The following is a 14428-nucleotide window of genomic DNA, read 5'->3' on the forward strand; positions in this document are numbered from 1 at the left end:
AGCGGCCGAAATACGCGACCGCACCGGCGAAGAGCAGGTCACCCGCACAGCGCCACGACCTCGCATCGATACGTCTCCAACCGGTGCAGGCCGGGCACGGCGGGCAACGACTCCCGCGCGGATCTGATCACCGAGCGCGATCCGTCCGGCCGGACCAGGACCGTCGACTCGGCGTCCAGCGCCAGGAGTTCGTCACCGCACCGCAGCAGCACCGGCGCGTCGGGGCCGGCCGAGACCGCCGTGCGGCCCGCGGCCAGCGCACCGAGCACGTCGTCGCCCTGCACCAGCGCCCAGGTGGTGGGCGCGCCCGGCGGCCGTCCCTGCTCGGGGCGGTGGAAGTCGCTCCCTCCGAGCGGCACGAGCGCGCCGTCGGCGAAGGCGCGGGCCCAGGCCAGCGGGGCGCCGTCGGTGCGGTCGGTCCAGGTGTGGTGCCACAGTTCGGCGTGCCGGGGCCGCCGGGTGAACGGCATCTCCCAGGCGCAGTCGTCGGCGAGCGGATGGTTGACGGAGAGGAACCCGCCGCCCGCCTCGGCCTGCTTCAGCCAGTTGTCGGCGGGGGCGCGGAAGTCGATCCAGCCGGTGTCGCCGAAGACGTTGGCGTGGCCGACGTCGGTGGTGACCTCCTGGCCGGGCAGCAGCGCGATGCCCTGGCGGGCGCCCGCGGCGGCGAGGTGCGGATGGTGGCTGACGGTGTTGTGGTCGGTGACGGCGAGGAAGTCCAGGCCCTCCCCCGCTGCCGTCCGCGCCAACTCGTCGATGGTCAGGGCCCCGTCGCTGTGCAGGGTGTGCGCGTGCAGGTCACCGGCGAGCCAGCGGGCGCCGTCCACGTCGGGCAGGTCGCGCCGCCGCGCCCGCCGCGCGTCGGCGGCCAGCGGCTCCGGCACGGCGACGGCCGGCTCCTCGGGCGCCCGGTCCAGGGCGACAGCGGTCACCTCGTACGGCACGCCCTGCGGCGGCACCCGGTGCAGCCGCAGCAGCACCCGCCATGTCCCGGGCGTGAGCGGGCCGGGCAGATAGCCGGGCGTCGCCCACGACCCGGTCACGGTGTACGTGCTGCGGGCGCCGCCCGACCAGCCGCGGAACTCCCCCTCGGGGCCGAGGAGTCCGAGGTCTACGACGCCGCCCGCGCCACGCTCGTAGGTGAGCGTGACGGTCAGGGCGCCGGTGCCGGGCGGCACCTCGAAGGGCAGTTCCCGCAGGACGTCGTCGGCGCGGACCGCCATCGTCCAGGTGCCGCGGTGTGCGGTGGTTCGGCCGGTCATGCCGGGACGCCCTCCTTCTCCGGGTTCTCACTGTCGACCCGGGTCTCGACGAGCGTGCCGTCGCGGTACAGCAGGGCCCGGTCGGTGCGCGGCACGATCCGGCCCCGGTCGCCGACCGCGGGTTCGAACTCCTCGTCGACGACGGCCTGCACGGTGGTGCCGTCGACGTCGAGGGAGACCAGGTGGGCGCTGCCGAGGTTCTCGACGACCGAGACGGTGCCTGTCAGCGCGGCGGCGTCGGACGGCTCGGCGGCCGCCCAGCGCACGTACTCGGGCCGGATGCCGTAGACGATCTCCTCGCCGTCGCGCACGGTGCCCGGCTCGATGCCGTCGGGCAGCGGGAGTTCGGCGCCGAGGACATGCACCGCCGAGGCACCGGCGGTCGCGGGCAGCAGGTTCATCGGCGTCGATCCGATGAAGGAGGCGACGAAGGTGCTGGCGGGCCGCCGGAACACCTCGGCGGGCGTGCCGACCTGGCGGAGCCTGCCGCCTTCCATGACCGCGATGCGGTCGGCCATGGCGAGGGCCTCGGCCTGGTCGTGGGTGACGAAGACGGTGGTGACGCCGAGTTCGCGCTGCAGCTTCTTCAGGAACGTACGGGCTTCGAGGCGCATCCGGGCGTCGAGGTTGGACAGCGGCTCGTCGAAGAGGAAGACCTTCGGGTGGCAGGCCATGGCGCGGGCGAGCGCGACGCGCTGCTGCTGGCCGCCGGAGAGCTGCGCGGGCCGACGGTCGCCGAGGTGGCCGAGGCCCAGCGCGTCGGCGGTCTCCGCGGCCTTGGCCGCGCGCTCCGCCTTGCCCACCTTCTTGATCTTCAGGGGGTAGCCGATGTTCTCGGTGACCGTCATGTGCGGGAAGAGGGCGTAGTCCTGGAAGACCATCGCGATGTCGCGGGCTCCCGGTTCGAGGCCGGTGACGTCGCGGCCGCCGATCTCGATGGAGCCGCCGGTGGCGCCCTCCAGCCCTGCGATGGTGCGCAGCAGCGTGGACTTGCCGCAACCGGAGGGGCCGAGCAGGGCGAAGAACTCGCCGTCGCGGACTGCCAGTTCGAGGTCGTCGAGGGCGCGGACCCCGCCGGGGTAGACCTTGGCGAGGCGGCGCAGGTTGATGTCAGCCATCAGGCTTTGATCCCTCCGTGGAAGCGGAAGCCGTACCGGCGGCTGACGAACAGGAACATCAGCACCACAGGCAGCGAGTACAGGAGCGAGAACGTCGAGATGAGGGCCAGGTCGGGCTGGCCGCCCTCGGTGTAGAAGGTGTACATGACCACGGCGGCCGGGGACTTGTCCGGCGAGCGCAGCAGCAGGAACGGGATGAGGAAGTTGCCCCACACCTGGGCCACCGACCAGACGCCGACGGTGGCGAGGCCGGGCCGGACGATCGGCACGACGATGTCCTTGACGATGCGCAGCGGTCCGGCGCCGAAGACCCGCGCCGATTCCTCGTAGGACCGGGGCGTGGTGTCCATGAAGTCCTTGAGGATGAAGATCGCGGCGGGCAGCAGTCCGCCGGTCAGGACCAGGATCACGCCGAGGTAGGAGTCGACCAGGTTGAGGTCGGCGGCCAGCAGGAAGATCGGCACCATCGCGGCTGTACCGGTGACGATCGAGGACAGCAGGAGCAGCGCGTACAGCAGGGCGTCGCGGCCGGGGACGCGGACCCGGCTGAGGGCGTACGCGGCGAGCGCCGACAGGACGACGACGAGGATCGCCGTGCCGAAGGCGAGGATCACCGAGTTCGCCAGCGAGGTCATGGCGTTGGGGTTGTCGAAGAGCCGCCGGAAGTTGTCGAGGGTGAACTCGGGCAGGGAGGCGGTGATGCCGGGGTGTCGGTCGAAGGGGGCGGTGACGAGCCACAGCATGGGGAGCGCGAAGAACGCGAGGCCGAGGGCGACCAGGACGTACTGGCCGATGCCGCGCAGCAGCGCACCGACCGGGCCCCGCTGTCCCGTCTGTCGCAGGACGCTCATGCGGTCTTCGCCTCCTCGGTCGTGCCGCGTTCCTTCTTCTTCCGGCCGAGCAGACGCAGGTAGACGAGCGCGACCACGAGGTTGACGAGCAGCATCAGCAGGGAGATCGCGGAGCCGTAGCCGAGCTGTCCGCTGCCGAGAGCGGTCTGGTAGATGAAGACGGGCAGCGTCTCGGTCTTTCCGTCGGGGCCGCCCGCCGTGATGAGGTACGGCGAGAAGTCGTTGAACGTCCACAGGCTGATCAGCAGCAGGTTCGTCAGGACGTGTCCGCGGACGCACGGGAAGACGACGTCGCGCAGCTGCTGCCAGCGGGAGGCACCGGCCAGGCGGGCCGTCTCCAGGTGGGAGACGGGGACGTTCCCGAGGGCGGCGCTGTAGAGCATCATCGAGAAGGCGGTGCCGCGCCAGATGTTGTAGGCGATGATCGACAGCATCGGGTGGTCGAGGAGCCAGGCGGCGCCGGGTGTGTGCAGCACCGAGTTCAGGGTGCCGCCGTCCCGGTCGAGCAGCGCGATCCACAGGAACGCGACAACCGAGCTGGGCAGGATCCACGACAGCATGACGAGTGCTTCGAGCAGGCCCTTGACCCGGCCGCTGCGCTCGCGCATCCACCAGGCGAGCGCGAAGCCGAGCACGGCCTGGCCCGCGACCGCGGACCCCGCGACGAACAGCAGGGTCAGCCACAGGGACTTGAGGAAGCCGTCGTCGCCGAGGGCGTGCGTGATGTTGTCGAGGCCGACGAAGCTCGGGTGGATCGCCGGGAGGCCGGTGAGCCGGTAGTCGGTGGCGCCCAGGTAGAGCGTCCACAGCGCGGGCGCCACGAGGAACAGGGCGATCAGGACGAGCGCGGGCGCGACGAATCCGGCGGCGCGTTTGCGGCCGAGGCCGACGGCGTCCTGCTCGGGTGCCGCGGCCGGGTCCTGCGTCGGCCGTTGCGGCTGCGCCGGCGTGACGGGGTCAGCGGGCGATGTCGTCGCTGCCACCGAGCACCTCCTTCAACTGGGCGGCGTACGCGGCCGCGGCCTGCTTCGGTGAACGTCCCGACACCACCTGGGCGGTGGCCTCCTGCAGCGCGAGTGACACCTCGGGGTAGGCGGCGAGGCCGGGGCGGTACGTGGTGACGGGAAGCGCCTTGTCCGCGGCGAACTTGAGCATGGGGTCGCGCGCGAGAACCGTCTCGTTGACGTCGTCGCGCTCGGTGATCTGCGCGGTGTCACCGAGCCGGGCGCGCAGCGCGGGCGCCGAGTGCAGGAAGCTCAGCAGCTCGAAGGCGAGGTCGGGGTGGCGGGTGTGCGGGTTGAGTACGTGCACGCCGCCGCCGGAGACGCTGACGAACGCGCGTCCGCCGAGGCCCTCGCCGCGGGCGCGAGCGGGGAACAGCGCATATCCGACATCGTTGTCACGGCGCTTCATCGGGGCCGTTCCGGTCTTCGGGACGATGACGTCCCGCCAGAAGTAGTCACCTTCGGCGAGGATCCCCATCCGTCCGTCGGCGAACAGCTGGAAGGACTTGTCGCGCCCCTTGGCCTCCTGCTGGAGCCGGGGGTCGCCCAGGTCCGCGCCCTTGCCGTAGAGGTCCTGGTAGAAGCCGAGCACGGCGCGGAGTTCGGGGGTGTCACCGTGCCACTTGCCACCCGCCTCGACGGTGCCGCCCGCGCCCGCGAGCATCGGCAGCAGTCCCTGCATGGTGGTGGCTTCGCCCATCGCCGTACCGGCGTTGAGCTGCATCGGCACGACGCCGTCCAGGCGGCCGAGGCGGCGGGCGGCGTCGAGGATCTCCTGCCAGTCGCGCGGCTGCCACGCCTCGGGAAGGCCCGCCTTGCGGAAGAGTGCCTTGTTGTAGAAGAGGACGCGCGCGTCGGTGCCGGCCGGGATGCCGTACAACGCGCCCTCGAACGTGGCGAGTCGGCGCACCTGCCGGCTGATCTGCCGCCAGCCCTCCCACTGTTCGAAGCCGGAACCGACCACGCTCCGCAGCGGCTCGATGTAGCCGGCCTGGGCGAACTCGCCCACCCAGATGCCGTCGAGGGCCATGATGTCGGGTCCTGCGTGCGCCTTGAGGTCGAGGGCGAGCTTGGTCTTGTACTGCTCGTCGTCGACACCGCTCGGCATGTACCGGACCCGCACCTGGCGCTTCTTGGCGCGTTGCGCCCGCTCGAAGCGCGGGACGACCCAGTCCTGGATCCAGTCCGCCTCATCGGTGTTCTTGCCACCGGACACCGCGTTGGTGGCGATGGTCAGCTGAACGCTGTCACCGCCCCCGCCGTCCTCGTTCCGGGTCGGGTCGAGTGGCGTGCCGCATCCCGCGAGCAGCGTCGAACCCGCACCGAGGGCGGCCGCTGTCAGCGCGGTACGTCGCGTGACGCCTTCCATTCGGCCTCCTTGCGCGAAATGATCTGACCGAAGGCTCACACGACATCGGCATGACGTGAAGACCTAATGTCTTAACATTTTGGCAATGCGGGCCGAGGTGCGTTGCCGTCACCTCCCTCCCCCGCCGCGGATCACCGGCGCGGAGCCGTCCCCACGCCCCGAGCACCTGCTAGAACGGGTCCTCACGTCAACCCACGGGCGTACGTGCCCGGTTACGCGTTGGGACGATCGGGATGCGCAGTGTCGGGGTGGAGGAGGAGCTGCTGCTCGTCGACGGCGGCAGCGGGGAACCGCGCGCGCTGTCCAGCGCGGTCCTGGCGGTGGCCGAGCGCAAGGCGGACGGGGACGACGCCTTCGAGGCGGAACTCCACCGTGAGCAGCTGGAGTTCGCGACGAGCCCGCACCGGTCGATGCCGGATCTCGCCGAGGAGATCACCCGGTGGCGCTCGGCGGCCGTACGGCACGCGGAGTCGCTCGGCGGCACCGTCGCCGCGCTCGCCACCTCGCCGCTCCCGGTGAGCCCCAGCGTCGGCACCGGGGAGCGACACCAGTGGCTGGCGCGGGAGTTCGGCCTCACCACGCAGGAGCAGCTGACCTGCGGCTGTCACGTCCACGTCTTCGTGGAGTCCGACGAGGAGGGCGTCGCGGTCCTGGACCGCATCCGGCCCTGGCTCTCGGTGCTGCTGGCGCTGACCGGCAACTCCCCGTTCTGGCAGGGCAGGGACAGCGGGTACAGCAGCTACCGCAGCCGGGTGTGGGGGCGCTGGCCGTCTGCGGGGCCGGTGGAGCTCTTCGACAGCGCGGCCGCCTACCACGAGCAGATCGATGCCATGGTGGCGACGGGCGTCCTGCGGGACAAGGGCATGGTGTACTTCGACGCCCGGCTTTCGGCCGCGCACCCCACCGTGGAGGTCCGGGTCGCCGACGTCTGTCTCGAACCGTTCATGACGGTGCTGTTGGCCATGCTGGTGCGCGGTCTGGTCGAGGCGGCGGCCCGTGACTGGCGCGCCGGTGAGCCCGCCGCCGCGCACCCGGTGACGCTGCTGCGTCTCGCCTCCTGGCGTGCGGCCCGCTCGGGCCTGACCGGAGAGCTGATGCACCCCCGGCTGATGCGGCCGGTGGCCGCGGCGGACGCGGTGGCGGCCCTGTTCGCCCACGTACGGTCGGCGTTGGAGGACGCGGGCGACCTCGACGAGGCCCAGCGGCTGTGGTCCCGGCTGCGGCGCGACGGCAACGGCGCGCAGATCCAGCGGGCGGCCCTGGAGCGGACCGGCAGCCTCCGGGACGTGGTCACCGAATGCGTGCGGCGCACCGATGGCGGGATGTGACGGCCCGCCATTGGTGCGCCTCCGCGCGGGCGACGGTCACACCAGGCGCTGTGCCTCCACCAGTTCACGTGCCTCGTCGGCCGTCGCGACGGCCGGGGGCGAACCTTCGAGGGGCTTGCGCGCCGTCTCCTTCATGCACAGCACCGCCACGATGCCGACCAGACCGGCGAGCATCGTGTAGAAGGCCGGCATGAGGTTGTTCCCGGTGGCTCCGATCAGCGCCGCGACCACCAGGGGTGTCGTGCCGCCGAACAGCGACACGGAGATGTTGAACCCGATGGACAGCGATCCGTAGCGGACGTCGGTCGGGAACAGGGCGGGCAGCGCCGACGACATGGTTCCCAGGTAGCAGACGAGGGAGAGCCCCAGCATCAGCAGGCCCGCGAAGACCGGCAGCACGCCGCCGCGGCCGATCAGCAGGAAGGCGGGCAGCGCCAGGACGAAGAAGGCGATCGATCCCGCCATCAGGACGGGCTTGCGGCCGACGCGGTCCGAGATACGGCCCACGGTGTTGACGAGCGCCATGAGGATCAACATCACGACCACGATCGACATCAGCCCGCTCGTCTCGCCGAAGCCGAGCTGGGTGAGGTAGGTCGGCATGTACGACAGCAGCATGTAGTCGGTGATGTTGAAGGCGGCCACGAGCGCGATGCACAGCAGCAGGGCCGGCCACTGTCCGGCGAGCGATTCCCTGAAGGACTTCTTGTCGCGCCGCTCGGCCCCGGCGCCGCCGGCCTCCTCCATCTTCTGGAAGGCCGGAGACTCGTCGAGACGCATCCGCAGGTACAGGCCGATCAGGCCGAGCGGAGCAGCCACCAGGAACGGGACGCGCCAGCCCCACGACTGCATGCCGTCGGCCCCGAGCAGCGCGGTGAGGGCCGTCACGAGGACCGCGGCGAACGTGTAGCCGATGAGCGTGCCGAACTCCAGGAAGGAGCCCCAGAATCCGCGCCGCCGGTCGGGCGCGTACTCGGCGATGAAGGTCGCGGCGCCGCCGTACTCCCCGCCGGTGGAGAAGCCCTGCACCATGCGGCACAGGACCAGCAGCACCGGGGCCCAGAACCCGATCGTCGCGTAACCGGGGATCAGGCCGATCGCGAGGGTCGCACTCGACATCATGATCATGGTGAGGGCGAGGATCTTCTTGCGGCCCACCTTGTCGCCGAGCGGTCCGAAGACCATGCCGCCCAGGGGACGTACGAGGAAGGCCGCGGCGAACGTCGCGAGCGAGGACAGGGTCTGGGCGGTGGGGTTGCCCGACGGGAAGAACTCCTTGCCGATGATGACGGCGAGGTAGGCGTAGACACCGAAGTCGTACCACTCCATGGCGTTGCCGAGAGCGGTCGCCTTCACGGCGCGCTTGACCTGGGCCTCTTCCGTGACCGTGATGTCGGACTGGCGCAGCCGCGGGTGCCTGCGGCGGTGCACGGCGCGGAACAGGGCGCGGTGGCGGGCGACGGACTCCGGGGACGGCGACGGCTGTTCGTCGGTCCCGGTGGTTTCGGGGGCGCTCACGGTGGTCTTGCTGTTCCTCTCGCGCGGGCAGGGCCGGACCGGCGGTACGGCAGGGGCGCTGTCGGAGGATGCCAGCGCCCGGGGCCGCGGGGCATCGGCCGAAGGTCCTGGCCGGCCCGTGACTCAGGTCCTCGGCGGCACGGGCCAAAGTCACTCGGCCACTGCGGCGCTGCGGCCGGTGTGGACCGGCGCCCGGGGGTGCTCGGCCGCCCGGACGAGCGCTCGCGCTGCGCCGCCGGAAGGGCTGACAGGCCGGTCCTTGAGGGCCGAACGGCCCCTTGTCCGGGGCGAATTCCTGGCCACACTGGAGACAACAGCCCGGCGCGACGGTGACGGCCGGGCCGTGAGGTTCGCTTCGGCAGTGAGGCGGACGCCAGCCGGGGCATCGCGCAACCGTGTCGGGGAGACGAGGCCCGCGCGAGCCCCGGCTTTCACCGACTTTCCCCTCCGGAGAGAATCTCTCCTTCCACTTCTTCGCGGAAAATGAGCGACTGCACAACGAATCCCTGGGCACTTGACATGAGCCGGGCGATACAGGAATTCGAGCTGCAAGGAGTGTGTCATGGCGGGATACGGAAGGTCTTCGGCTGCCGCTTCGGGTTCGCGGACCAATGGCTTTGCGGTGGCGGGCCTGGTCTGCGGAATCGTCGGAATCTTTATCCTCAACATCATCCTTGGCCCGCTCGCCATTGTCTTCGGCGTTCTCGGACTGCGCCAGGCCGCGGTCAAGGGAAACGTCGGACTGGCGAAGTCCGCCGTCGTTCTCGGCATCCTCGACATCATCATCTTCGGTGTGCTGTTCGCCGTGGCGGCTTCCTCCGGCGGATTCACCTGGTACGTCGGCGGCTGATCGCTGAATTCACCGCGAATTGCGCGGGCGAGGCGTGCCCCACCACGAAATGGTGGGGCACGCCTCGCCCGCGCAATTCCGCTCCCGGGACGCCTCAGCTCCCCTGCAAGCGCTGCCCCAGGCGCACGTTCCACCGCCCCGAGCGGCCGCTCAATTCCGTTGCCGTCAGCGGCTCGACGTCCAGGCGCCAGAACGCCTGCGCGGGGAGCTGCAGAGCGCGTACGACCACGGCCCGGACGGCGGCCGGGTCCGCGACGACGACCAGCCGGCCCTCACCGTCGAGTCGCTCCAGCCAGCGTCCGCACCGGTCGAGCAGGGCGTTCAGGCTCTCGCCGCCGTGCGGGGCCGCCGCCGCATCGGCAAGCCACGCGGCCACCGCGTCCGGTGCGGCGGCGCCCACGTCGGCGAGGGTGCGGCCGCTCCAGCGGCCCATCCCCCAGGGCGCCAACTCCGGTGCCACGTCGGCCGTCAGGCCCAGGGCGAGCGCGGTGCGACGGCAGCCGCGGCCGGGCGCGGTGAGCGCGCGGGCGGCGGGCGGCACCCGGGCCGCGGCACGCGCCGCGGCGGCCAAGGCAGCGTCGTCCGGCGCCACTTCACCGTCGAAGCGAGCCTCCCGCACCGCCATGCTCATCGCCGGAGAGATCAGCGTCACACGCAGCGTCACCCGTACCGTCCTTCCCTGCCGTCGGCGCCCACCGGCGCGTCTTCCCTGCGGAACAAGCCAGTTGTACGCCGTGGCGCCGCCGCCCGGCACGCGGTACCTTCTCGTGGACATGACGACGGCATGCGGAAGTCCGGTGAGAATCCGGCACGGTCGCGCCACTGTGAGCCCGCGCCCCTTGTGAGGGGCCGGGGAGTCAGACCCCTGCCGTCGTCCGAGGCACCAACGAACGGGACGCGTGTTCCCCAGGAGGTTCTGCCATGACTCACCCCGTCGCGCCTGCGCCCGGCGCATCCGCCACTCCGGTCGTCGCCCCCATCTCGCTGAAGGCGATCGCCCCGTGGGCCGTCTTCTTCGGCATCCTCATGCTGGTCCTGCTCTACTTCGTCGGCGCCGAGCAGGGCGCCTCCGCCGTGATCTCCGGAGAGAGCGTCCACGAGTGGCTGCACGACGGCCGCCACCTGCTCGGTTTCCCCTGCCACTGAGACGTCGAGAGCAACCGGACAGTCAGGGGAAAACGCACTCATGAACTCCGTCTCGGTACGGGCCCTGCTCGTGCGCGGCATGCTCGCCGGTCTCGTGGCCGGCGCGCTCGCGCTCGTCGTGGCCTACGTCCTCGGCGAGCCACGGATCGACTCCGCCATCGCCTTCGAGGAATCGCACGCCGCCCACGGCCACGAACACGGCGAGGAACTCGTCAGCCGCACCCTTCAGTCGACCGGCGGCCTGGCCACCGGACTGCTCGTCGTCGGGGTCGCGCTCGGCGGCATCGGCGCCCTCGCGTTCTGCGTCGCGCTGGGCCGCGTCGGCCGGTTCGGGCCGCGCGCCACGGCCGCCCTGGTCGCGGTGGGCGCGCTGGTCTCGGTGTACGTCGTCCCGTTCCTCAAGTACCCGGCCAATCCGCCCGCCGTCGGTGACCCGGACACCATCGGGAGACGGACCACGCTCTACTTCCTGATGATCGCCCTGAGCGTGCTGCTGACCGTCGCCGCCGTCCTGCTCGGCAAACGGCTCGCCCCACGCCTCGGCACCTGGAACGCGACGGTCGCGGCCGGCGCGGCCCTGGTCGCCGCGGTGACGCTCGCCTACGTCTTCCTGCCCTCCGTCGACGAGGTGCCGAAGGACTTCCCGGCCACGCTGCTGTGGCAGTTCCGGCTCGCGGCGCTCGCCGTGCAGCTCACCCTGTGGACGGTGTTCGGCCTGGTCTTCGGGTATCTCGCCGAACGCGTGCTGCGGCCGGCGGTCGCACCCGCGCGACCGGCCTCCGCGGCGCATCAGGCCGACCGGGACCTCAGCAGCACCGCGTAGAACGGCCGCGCAGGTGCATCACGGGCCCGGATGTCGGCGCACCGCGTCGGGCGCGTACGCGTACGACGTCATCGAGCCGCGCGGGGGCGTCGACGGGTCATCGTCGGACCGCCTTCCGGAGAACGGCGGCGCAGTGTCCGGCGCCGTGGTCGGTCATGATGATCGCCGCGTGGTCGACACGGTCGACGAGCTCGGTGTGGACGAGGTGGGAAGTGCGCCGGGCGAGATCGGCGACATGGTCCGCCGGGTACATCGGCGCACTGCCCTCGCCGGCGGCCCACTGCGCGTGCAACAGGCGGATGGGGACGGTGACTTCGGCCAGTGCGGCGGCGGGACGCGAGGAGGCGAGGACGCTGACCGCGTCGTCCACGACGGTGTCCAGGTCGCGGCGCACGGGTCCGCCGGCGGCGCCGTCGCGCAGGTCGTGGGCGAGCATGGCGACGAACCGCGGGTCGCCGGCGTCGACCAGGGGTGCGGCGGCGCCGGTGTAGTGCCGGGCGTACGCCGCCGCGTCGGGCCAGGACGTCGCGTCGCCGTACTGGGCGCGCAGCGCCGGGGCGAGCTGGTCGGCGGGGACGGTGGCCGGGACGGGCAGCCCGCCGTCGACGAGCGTGAGCGAGCGGACCCGGCCGGGATGGCGGGCGGCGAGTTCGACGGCGATGAATCCGCCCAGCGACATGCCGAGCACGTCGACGGTGTCGAGCTCCAGCGCGTCGAGCAGGGCGGCGAGACCGTCGGCGTGCGCCCGCACCGAGGAGGGCCGCGTGTCGCGGGCGGGGGTGGCTCCGCGGCCCGGCAGGTCGGGGGCGATCAGCGTCGCCCAGGGTGCGGCCTCGTGCAGCCAGGTCCAGAGCCGGTTGGTGCTGGAGACTCCGTGGACGGCGAGGACGGGAGCTGACGCGCCGCCGCCGGTGGTGGACTCCTCTTTCCAGATGAGGGTGTTGAACGGCCCGGCCGTCGTCTCGATGGTCTGTTCCTGCGGCAGGGTCATGCCGCGCCTCCTGTCAGCGCACGTTCGGTCCTGATCATTCTGAGTGCTTCTCTGCGGACGACAAGGGACGACCGGCGTGAGGGCGGATGCCTGGCCGTGGGACATCTTCGACGGGGCGTGTCACCGCGCCAGGGCGTCGCGTGCGCGTCGGGCCTGTGCGCGGTACTCCTCGACGCGGGCCATCTTGATGTGTTCGTCTCCGCGGACCGTGCCCGGCAGTGCGGCGAGTGCGACGACGGCATCGGCGTTGTCCGGGGTGAGCCGGTCGAGCGCCTCGCGCATCAGCCGCTCGTACTCCGCGACGAGGGCGCGCTTTGTGCGGCGCGTCTCGGTTCGGGCGAAGGGGTCGAACGGGGTGCCGCGCGGGCGGCGTGCGGCGCGCAGGGCGCGGAAGGCGGGCCCGGCGGTGCGGCTCAGGCGCAGTTTGCGATCCATGCCGAGGGCGCGCAGGACGGGCGGGTGCAGCAGGACCGAGACGGTGGCGTCCGGCCCGAACTCGGCGCGGATCCGGGCCTGTTCGGCGGGGTCGAGGTGCAGGCGGGCGACTTCGTACTCGTCCTTGTACGCCATCAGCTGGTGCAGCGAGGTGGCGAAGGCGTGGGCGACGCGCCGGCCGTCCCGCTCCCCCGCCCGTTCGGTGGCGAGGGTGGTGACCGCCCGCACGGCGCGGAGGTAGCGGTCGGCGTAGGCACGGTTCTGATACTCGGTCAGGTCATCCGCGCGGAAGTCGACGGCTTCCTCCGGCGTGCTGCTGCGCGGCGCCGCCTTCTGTCCCCGCGGTGCGACGGCCTGCCGTACCGCCTCCGGGTCGGCGACGGCGGCTCGGCCCCAGCGGAAGGCGGCCTGCTCGGTTCATGGACGCGGGAGGAGTGAGCGCCGCGGCTCCCGCGACCGCGCGGAGCGGCGAGCGGCGAGCGGCGAGCGGCGAGCGGCGAGGGAACGTACAGGTCAGGCGCCATGAATACCCGGATGCGCGCGCTCCGCTCCGGCTGAGAGACTCGCGGTATGCCGATCACCGAAGTCGCCCCCGGAGTGTCCCTCGCGTACGAGACGTTCGGTGATCCGGCCGATCCCGCCGTGCTGCTCGTGATGGGTTTCGGTGCGCAGATGCTCGGCTGGCACGAGGACTTCTGCCGTGCCCTCGCCGAGCGGGGCCGCCACGTGATCCGCTACGACAACCGGGACTGCGGCCTGTCCACGAAGTTCGACGGGCGTCCCGTCGACATGGCCCGCTTCATCGGCGCCGTGAGCTCCGGGGACGTCGCGGGCGCCCGCGCGATGATCCCGTACACGCTGCGGGACATGGCCGACGACGGCATCGGCCTGCTCGACGCGCTCGGCATCGAGCGGGCGCATGTCGTCGGGGCCTCGATGGGTGGCATGATCGCCCAGACGATGGCGGCCGCCCGGCCGGAGCGGGTCCTTTCGCTGACCTCGATGATGTCCTCGACCGGCGAGCCGGAGTACGGGCGGTCGAGCCCCGAGGCCGAGGCCGTGCTGCTGCGGCCGAAGCCGTCGGACCGCGAGGGTCACGTCGCGGCGGCGGAGGCGGAACTGGTGTGGGCGTCGAAGCGCTACGGCGATGTCGCGGTACTCCGTGACCTGGCCGCGAGGAGCTACGACCGCGCCTATTACCCGTCCGGCGTCGGACGGCAGCTCGGCGCGATCGTGCTCAGCGGTTCCCGCGCCGACGCGCTGCGCGCCCTGCGCGTGCCGACCCTGGTGATCCACGGCCTCGACGACACCCTGATCGACCCCAGCGGCGGCGAGCGCACCGCCGCGCTGGTGCCCGGGGCGACGCTCCTGCTCCTTCCCGACATGGGGCACGACCGGCCGCGCGAACTGTGGCCCGACCTCATCGACGCGGTGGTGGCGCACACGCGCTGAGCAACCCTCGCGGGTCGGTGTGCTCGCGGGCTCCGATCGCGGCCGCGCCGACTCGTAGCGGGACAGGGCCGGTTCGGGGTCCTGCGGCATGGCGCCGGCCGGCCACGCCCGGGAGGCGGAGAACCGTCTGCCCGACGGCCCCGAGCGGGCGGCGCGCGACAAGGCCCCCGCGGGAGGTGATCCGCTGGTCCGTAGCGGCTGGATCTACGGCTACGCCGCGCAGACCGTGCCCTTGCAGGCCGCCGCCCGCGCCCCGCACGAACGGCACCCGGCTCACGCTC

General features: G+C 72.0%; 13 protein-coding genes, 1 pseudogene and 1 riboswitch. Of the genes and pseudogenes, 5 read left to right on the plus strand and 9 right to left on the minus strand.

Going from position 1 to position 14428, the window contains the following annotated elements; genetic code table 11:
* Nucleotides 1-38: 38 nt before the first annotated feature.
* Genes B072_RS0130575 through B072_RS0130595 form a run of 5 tightly spaced genes read right to left on the minus strand, consistent with a single transcriptional unit; the run spans nucleotide 39 to nucleotide 5604 of the window.
* The gene (locus B072_RS0130575; RefSeq protein ID WP_018533767.1) at nucleotides 39-1262 is read right to left on the minus strand and encodes a CehA/McbA family metallohydrolase; all 1224 of its coding nucleotides are present in this window, start codon (nucleotides 1260-1262) and stop codon (nucleotides 39-41) included.
* A complete protein-coding gene (locus B072_RS0130580) occupies nucleotides 1259-2380 on the minus strand; it encodes an ABC transporter ATP-binding protein (protein ID WP_018533768.1) in 1122 nt (373 codons plus the stop codon). The genes B072_RS0130575 and B072_RS0130580 overlap by 4 nt, the downstream gene beginning before the upstream one ends.
* Entirely contained in the window at nucleotides 2380-3231 is an 852-nt protein-coding gene (locus B072_RS0130585) for a carbohydrate ABC transporter permease (protein WP_018533769.1), read from the minus strand. Before B072_RS0130585 ends, B072_RS0130580 begins: the two co-directional genes overlap by 1 nt.
* Nucleotides 3228-4214, minus strand: coding sequence for a carbohydrate ABC transporter permease (locus tag B072_RS44435; protein ID WP_018533770.1), 987 nt, complete (start codon nucleotides 4212-4214; stop codon nucleotides 3228-3230). The genes B072_RS0130585 and B072_RS44435 overlap by 4 nt, the downstream gene beginning before the upstream one ends.
* Nucleotides 4189-5604: an extracellular solute-binding protein gene (locus tag B072_RS0130595; protein WP_018533771.1), complete on the minus strand. Its 1416-nt coding sequence runs from the start codon at nucleotides 5602-5604 to the stop codon at nucleotides 4189-4191. Before B072_RS0130595 ends, B072_RS44435 begins: the two co-directional genes overlap by 26 nt.
* Nucleotides 5605-5837: 233 nt before the next feature.
* Between B072_RS0130595 and B072_RS0130600 the strand changes: the two genes are divergently transcribed.
* Nucleotides 5838-6932, plus strand: coding sequence for a glutamate--cysteine ligase (locus B072_RS0130600; RefSeq protein ID WP_018533772.1), 1095 nt, complete (start codon nucleotides 5838-5840; stop codon nucleotides 6930-6932).
* 36 nt (nucleotides 6933-6968) lie between these two features.
* Here the strand turns inward: B072_RS0130600 and proP are convergent, their stop codons facing one another.
* On the minus strand, nucleotides 6969-8450 hold the full coding sequence (gene proP / locus B072_RS0130605) for a glycine betaine/L-proline transporter ProP (protein ID WP_018533773.1): 1482 nt from the start codon (nucleotides 8448-8450) through the stop codon (nucleotides 6969-6971).
* 562 nt (nucleotides 8451-9012) lie between these two features.
* Between proP and B072_RS0130610 the strand changes: the two genes are divergently transcribed.
* Nucleotides 9013-9300 carry a DUF4190 domain-containing protein gene (locus B072_RS0130610; RefSeq protein WP_026246475.1) on the plus strand — a complete coding sequence of 96 codons (288 nt, stop codon included), beginning with the start codon at nucleotides 9013-9015 and terminating at the stop codon, nucleotides 9298-9300.
* Nucleotides 9301-9394: 94 nt separating this feature from the next.
* On the opposite strand, the gene B072_RS0130615 is transcribed toward B072_RS0130610, so the two are convergent.
* Complete coding sequence (locus tag B072_RS0130615; protein ID WP_018533775.1) at nucleotides 9395-9964, minus strand: histidine phosphatase family protein; 570 nt, start codon at nucleotides 9962-9964, stop codon at nucleotides 9395-9397.
* 124 nt (nucleotides 9965-10088) lie between these two features.
* A riboswitch (cobalamin riboswitch) is annotated at nucleotides 10089-10163 on the plus strand.
* A 58-nt stretch (nucleotides 10164-10221) separates the two neighbouring features.
* On the opposite strand from B072_RS0130615, the gene B072_RS0130620 reads away from it, so the two are divergent.
* Complete coding sequence (locus tag B072_RS0130620) at nucleotides 10222-10446, plus strand: CbtB domain-containing protein (protein ID WP_018533776.1); 225 nt, start codon at nucleotides 10222-10224, stop codon at nucleotides 10444-10446.
* A 40-nt stretch (nucleotides 10447-10486) separates the two neighbouring features.
* Nucleotides 10487-11269 (plus strand): CbtA family protein, encoded by a 783-nt coding sequence (locus tag B072_RS0130625; protein ID WP_018533777.1) that lies wholly within the window; start codon nucleotides 10487-10489, stop codon nucleotides 11267-11269.
* A 97-nt stretch (nucleotides 11270-11366) separates the two neighbouring features.
* Here B072_RS0130625 and B072_RS44440 read toward each other — a convergent pair whose 3' ends face one another.
* Both B072_RS44440 and B072_RS0130635 read right to left on the minus strand, forming a co-directional pair.
* Nucleotides 11367-12260, minus strand: coding sequence for an alpha/beta hydrolase (locus tag B072_RS44440; RefSeq protein WP_018533778.1), 894 nt, complete (start codon nucleotides 12258-12260; stop codon nucleotides 11367-11369).
* Between the two features lie 120 nt (nucleotides 12261-12380).
* Nucleotides 12381-12989 (minus strand): annotated as a pseudogene (locus B072_RS0130635) (DUF6537 domain-containing protein); the annotation flags it as partial.
* 276 nt (nucleotides 12990-13265) lie between these two features.
* Between B072_RS0130635 and B072_RS0130640 the strand changes: the two are divergent.
* Nucleotides 13266-14147, plus strand: coding sequence for an alpha/beta fold hydrolase (locus tag B072_RS0130640; RefSeq protein ID WP_018533780.1), 882 nt, complete (start codon nucleotides 13266-13268; stop codon nucleotides 14145-14147).
* The last annotated feature ends 281 nt before the right edge of the window (nucleotides 14148-14428 follow it).

The sequence above is a fragment of the Streptomyces sp. HmicA12 genome, assembly GCF_000373565.1.
Taxonomy (GTDB): Bacteria; Actinomycetota; Actinomycetes; order Streptomycetales; family Streptomycetaceae; genus Streptomyces.

What these genes read in the sequence shown, in the direction of transcription:
- B072_RS0130585 (WP_018533769.1), bottom strand. Translation starts at nt 3,231, where the DNA reads ATGAGCGTCCTGCGACAGACGGGACAGCGGGGCCCGGTCGGTGCGCTG.
- B072_RS0130620 (WP_018533776.1), top strand. Translation starts at nt 10,222, where the DNA reads ATGACTCACCCCGTCGCGCCTGCGCCCGGCGCATCCGCCACTCCGGTC.
- B072_RS0130610 (WP_026246475.1), top strand. Translation starts at nt 9,013, where the DNA reads ATGGCGGGATACGGAAGGTCTTCGGCTGCCGCTTCGGGTTCGCGGACC.
- B072_RS0130575 (WP_018533767.1), bottom strand. Translation starts at nt 1,262, where the DNA reads ATGACCGGCCGAACCACCGCACACCGCGGCACCTGGACGATGGCGGTC.
- B072_RS0130580 (WP_018533768.1), bottom strand. Translation starts at nt 2,380, where the DNA reads ATGGCTGACATCAACCTGCGCCGCCTCGCCAAGGTCTACCCCGGCGGG.
- B072_RS44440 (WP_018533778.1), bottom strand. Translation starts at nt 12,260, where the DNA reads ATGACCCTGCCGCAGGAACAGACCATCGAGACGACGGCCGGGCCGTTC.
- B072_RS0130595 (WP_018533771.1), bottom strand. Translation starts at nt 5,604, where the DNA reads ATGGAAGGCGTCACGCGACGTACCGCGCTGACAGCGGCCGCCCTCGGT.
- B072_RS0130640 (WP_018533780.1), top strand. Translation starts at nt 13,266, where the DNA reads ATGCCGATCACCGAAGTCGCCCCCGGAGTGTCCCTCGCGTACGAGACG.
- B072_RS0130625 (WP_018533777.1), top strand. Translation starts at nt 10,487, where the DNA reads ATGAACTCCGTCTCGGTACGGGCCCTGCTCGTGCGCGGCATGCTCGCC.
- B072_RS0130600 (WP_018533772.1), top strand. Translation starts at nt 5,838, where the DNA reads ATGCGCAGTGTCGGGGTGGAGGAGGAGCTGCTGCTCGTCGACGGCGGC.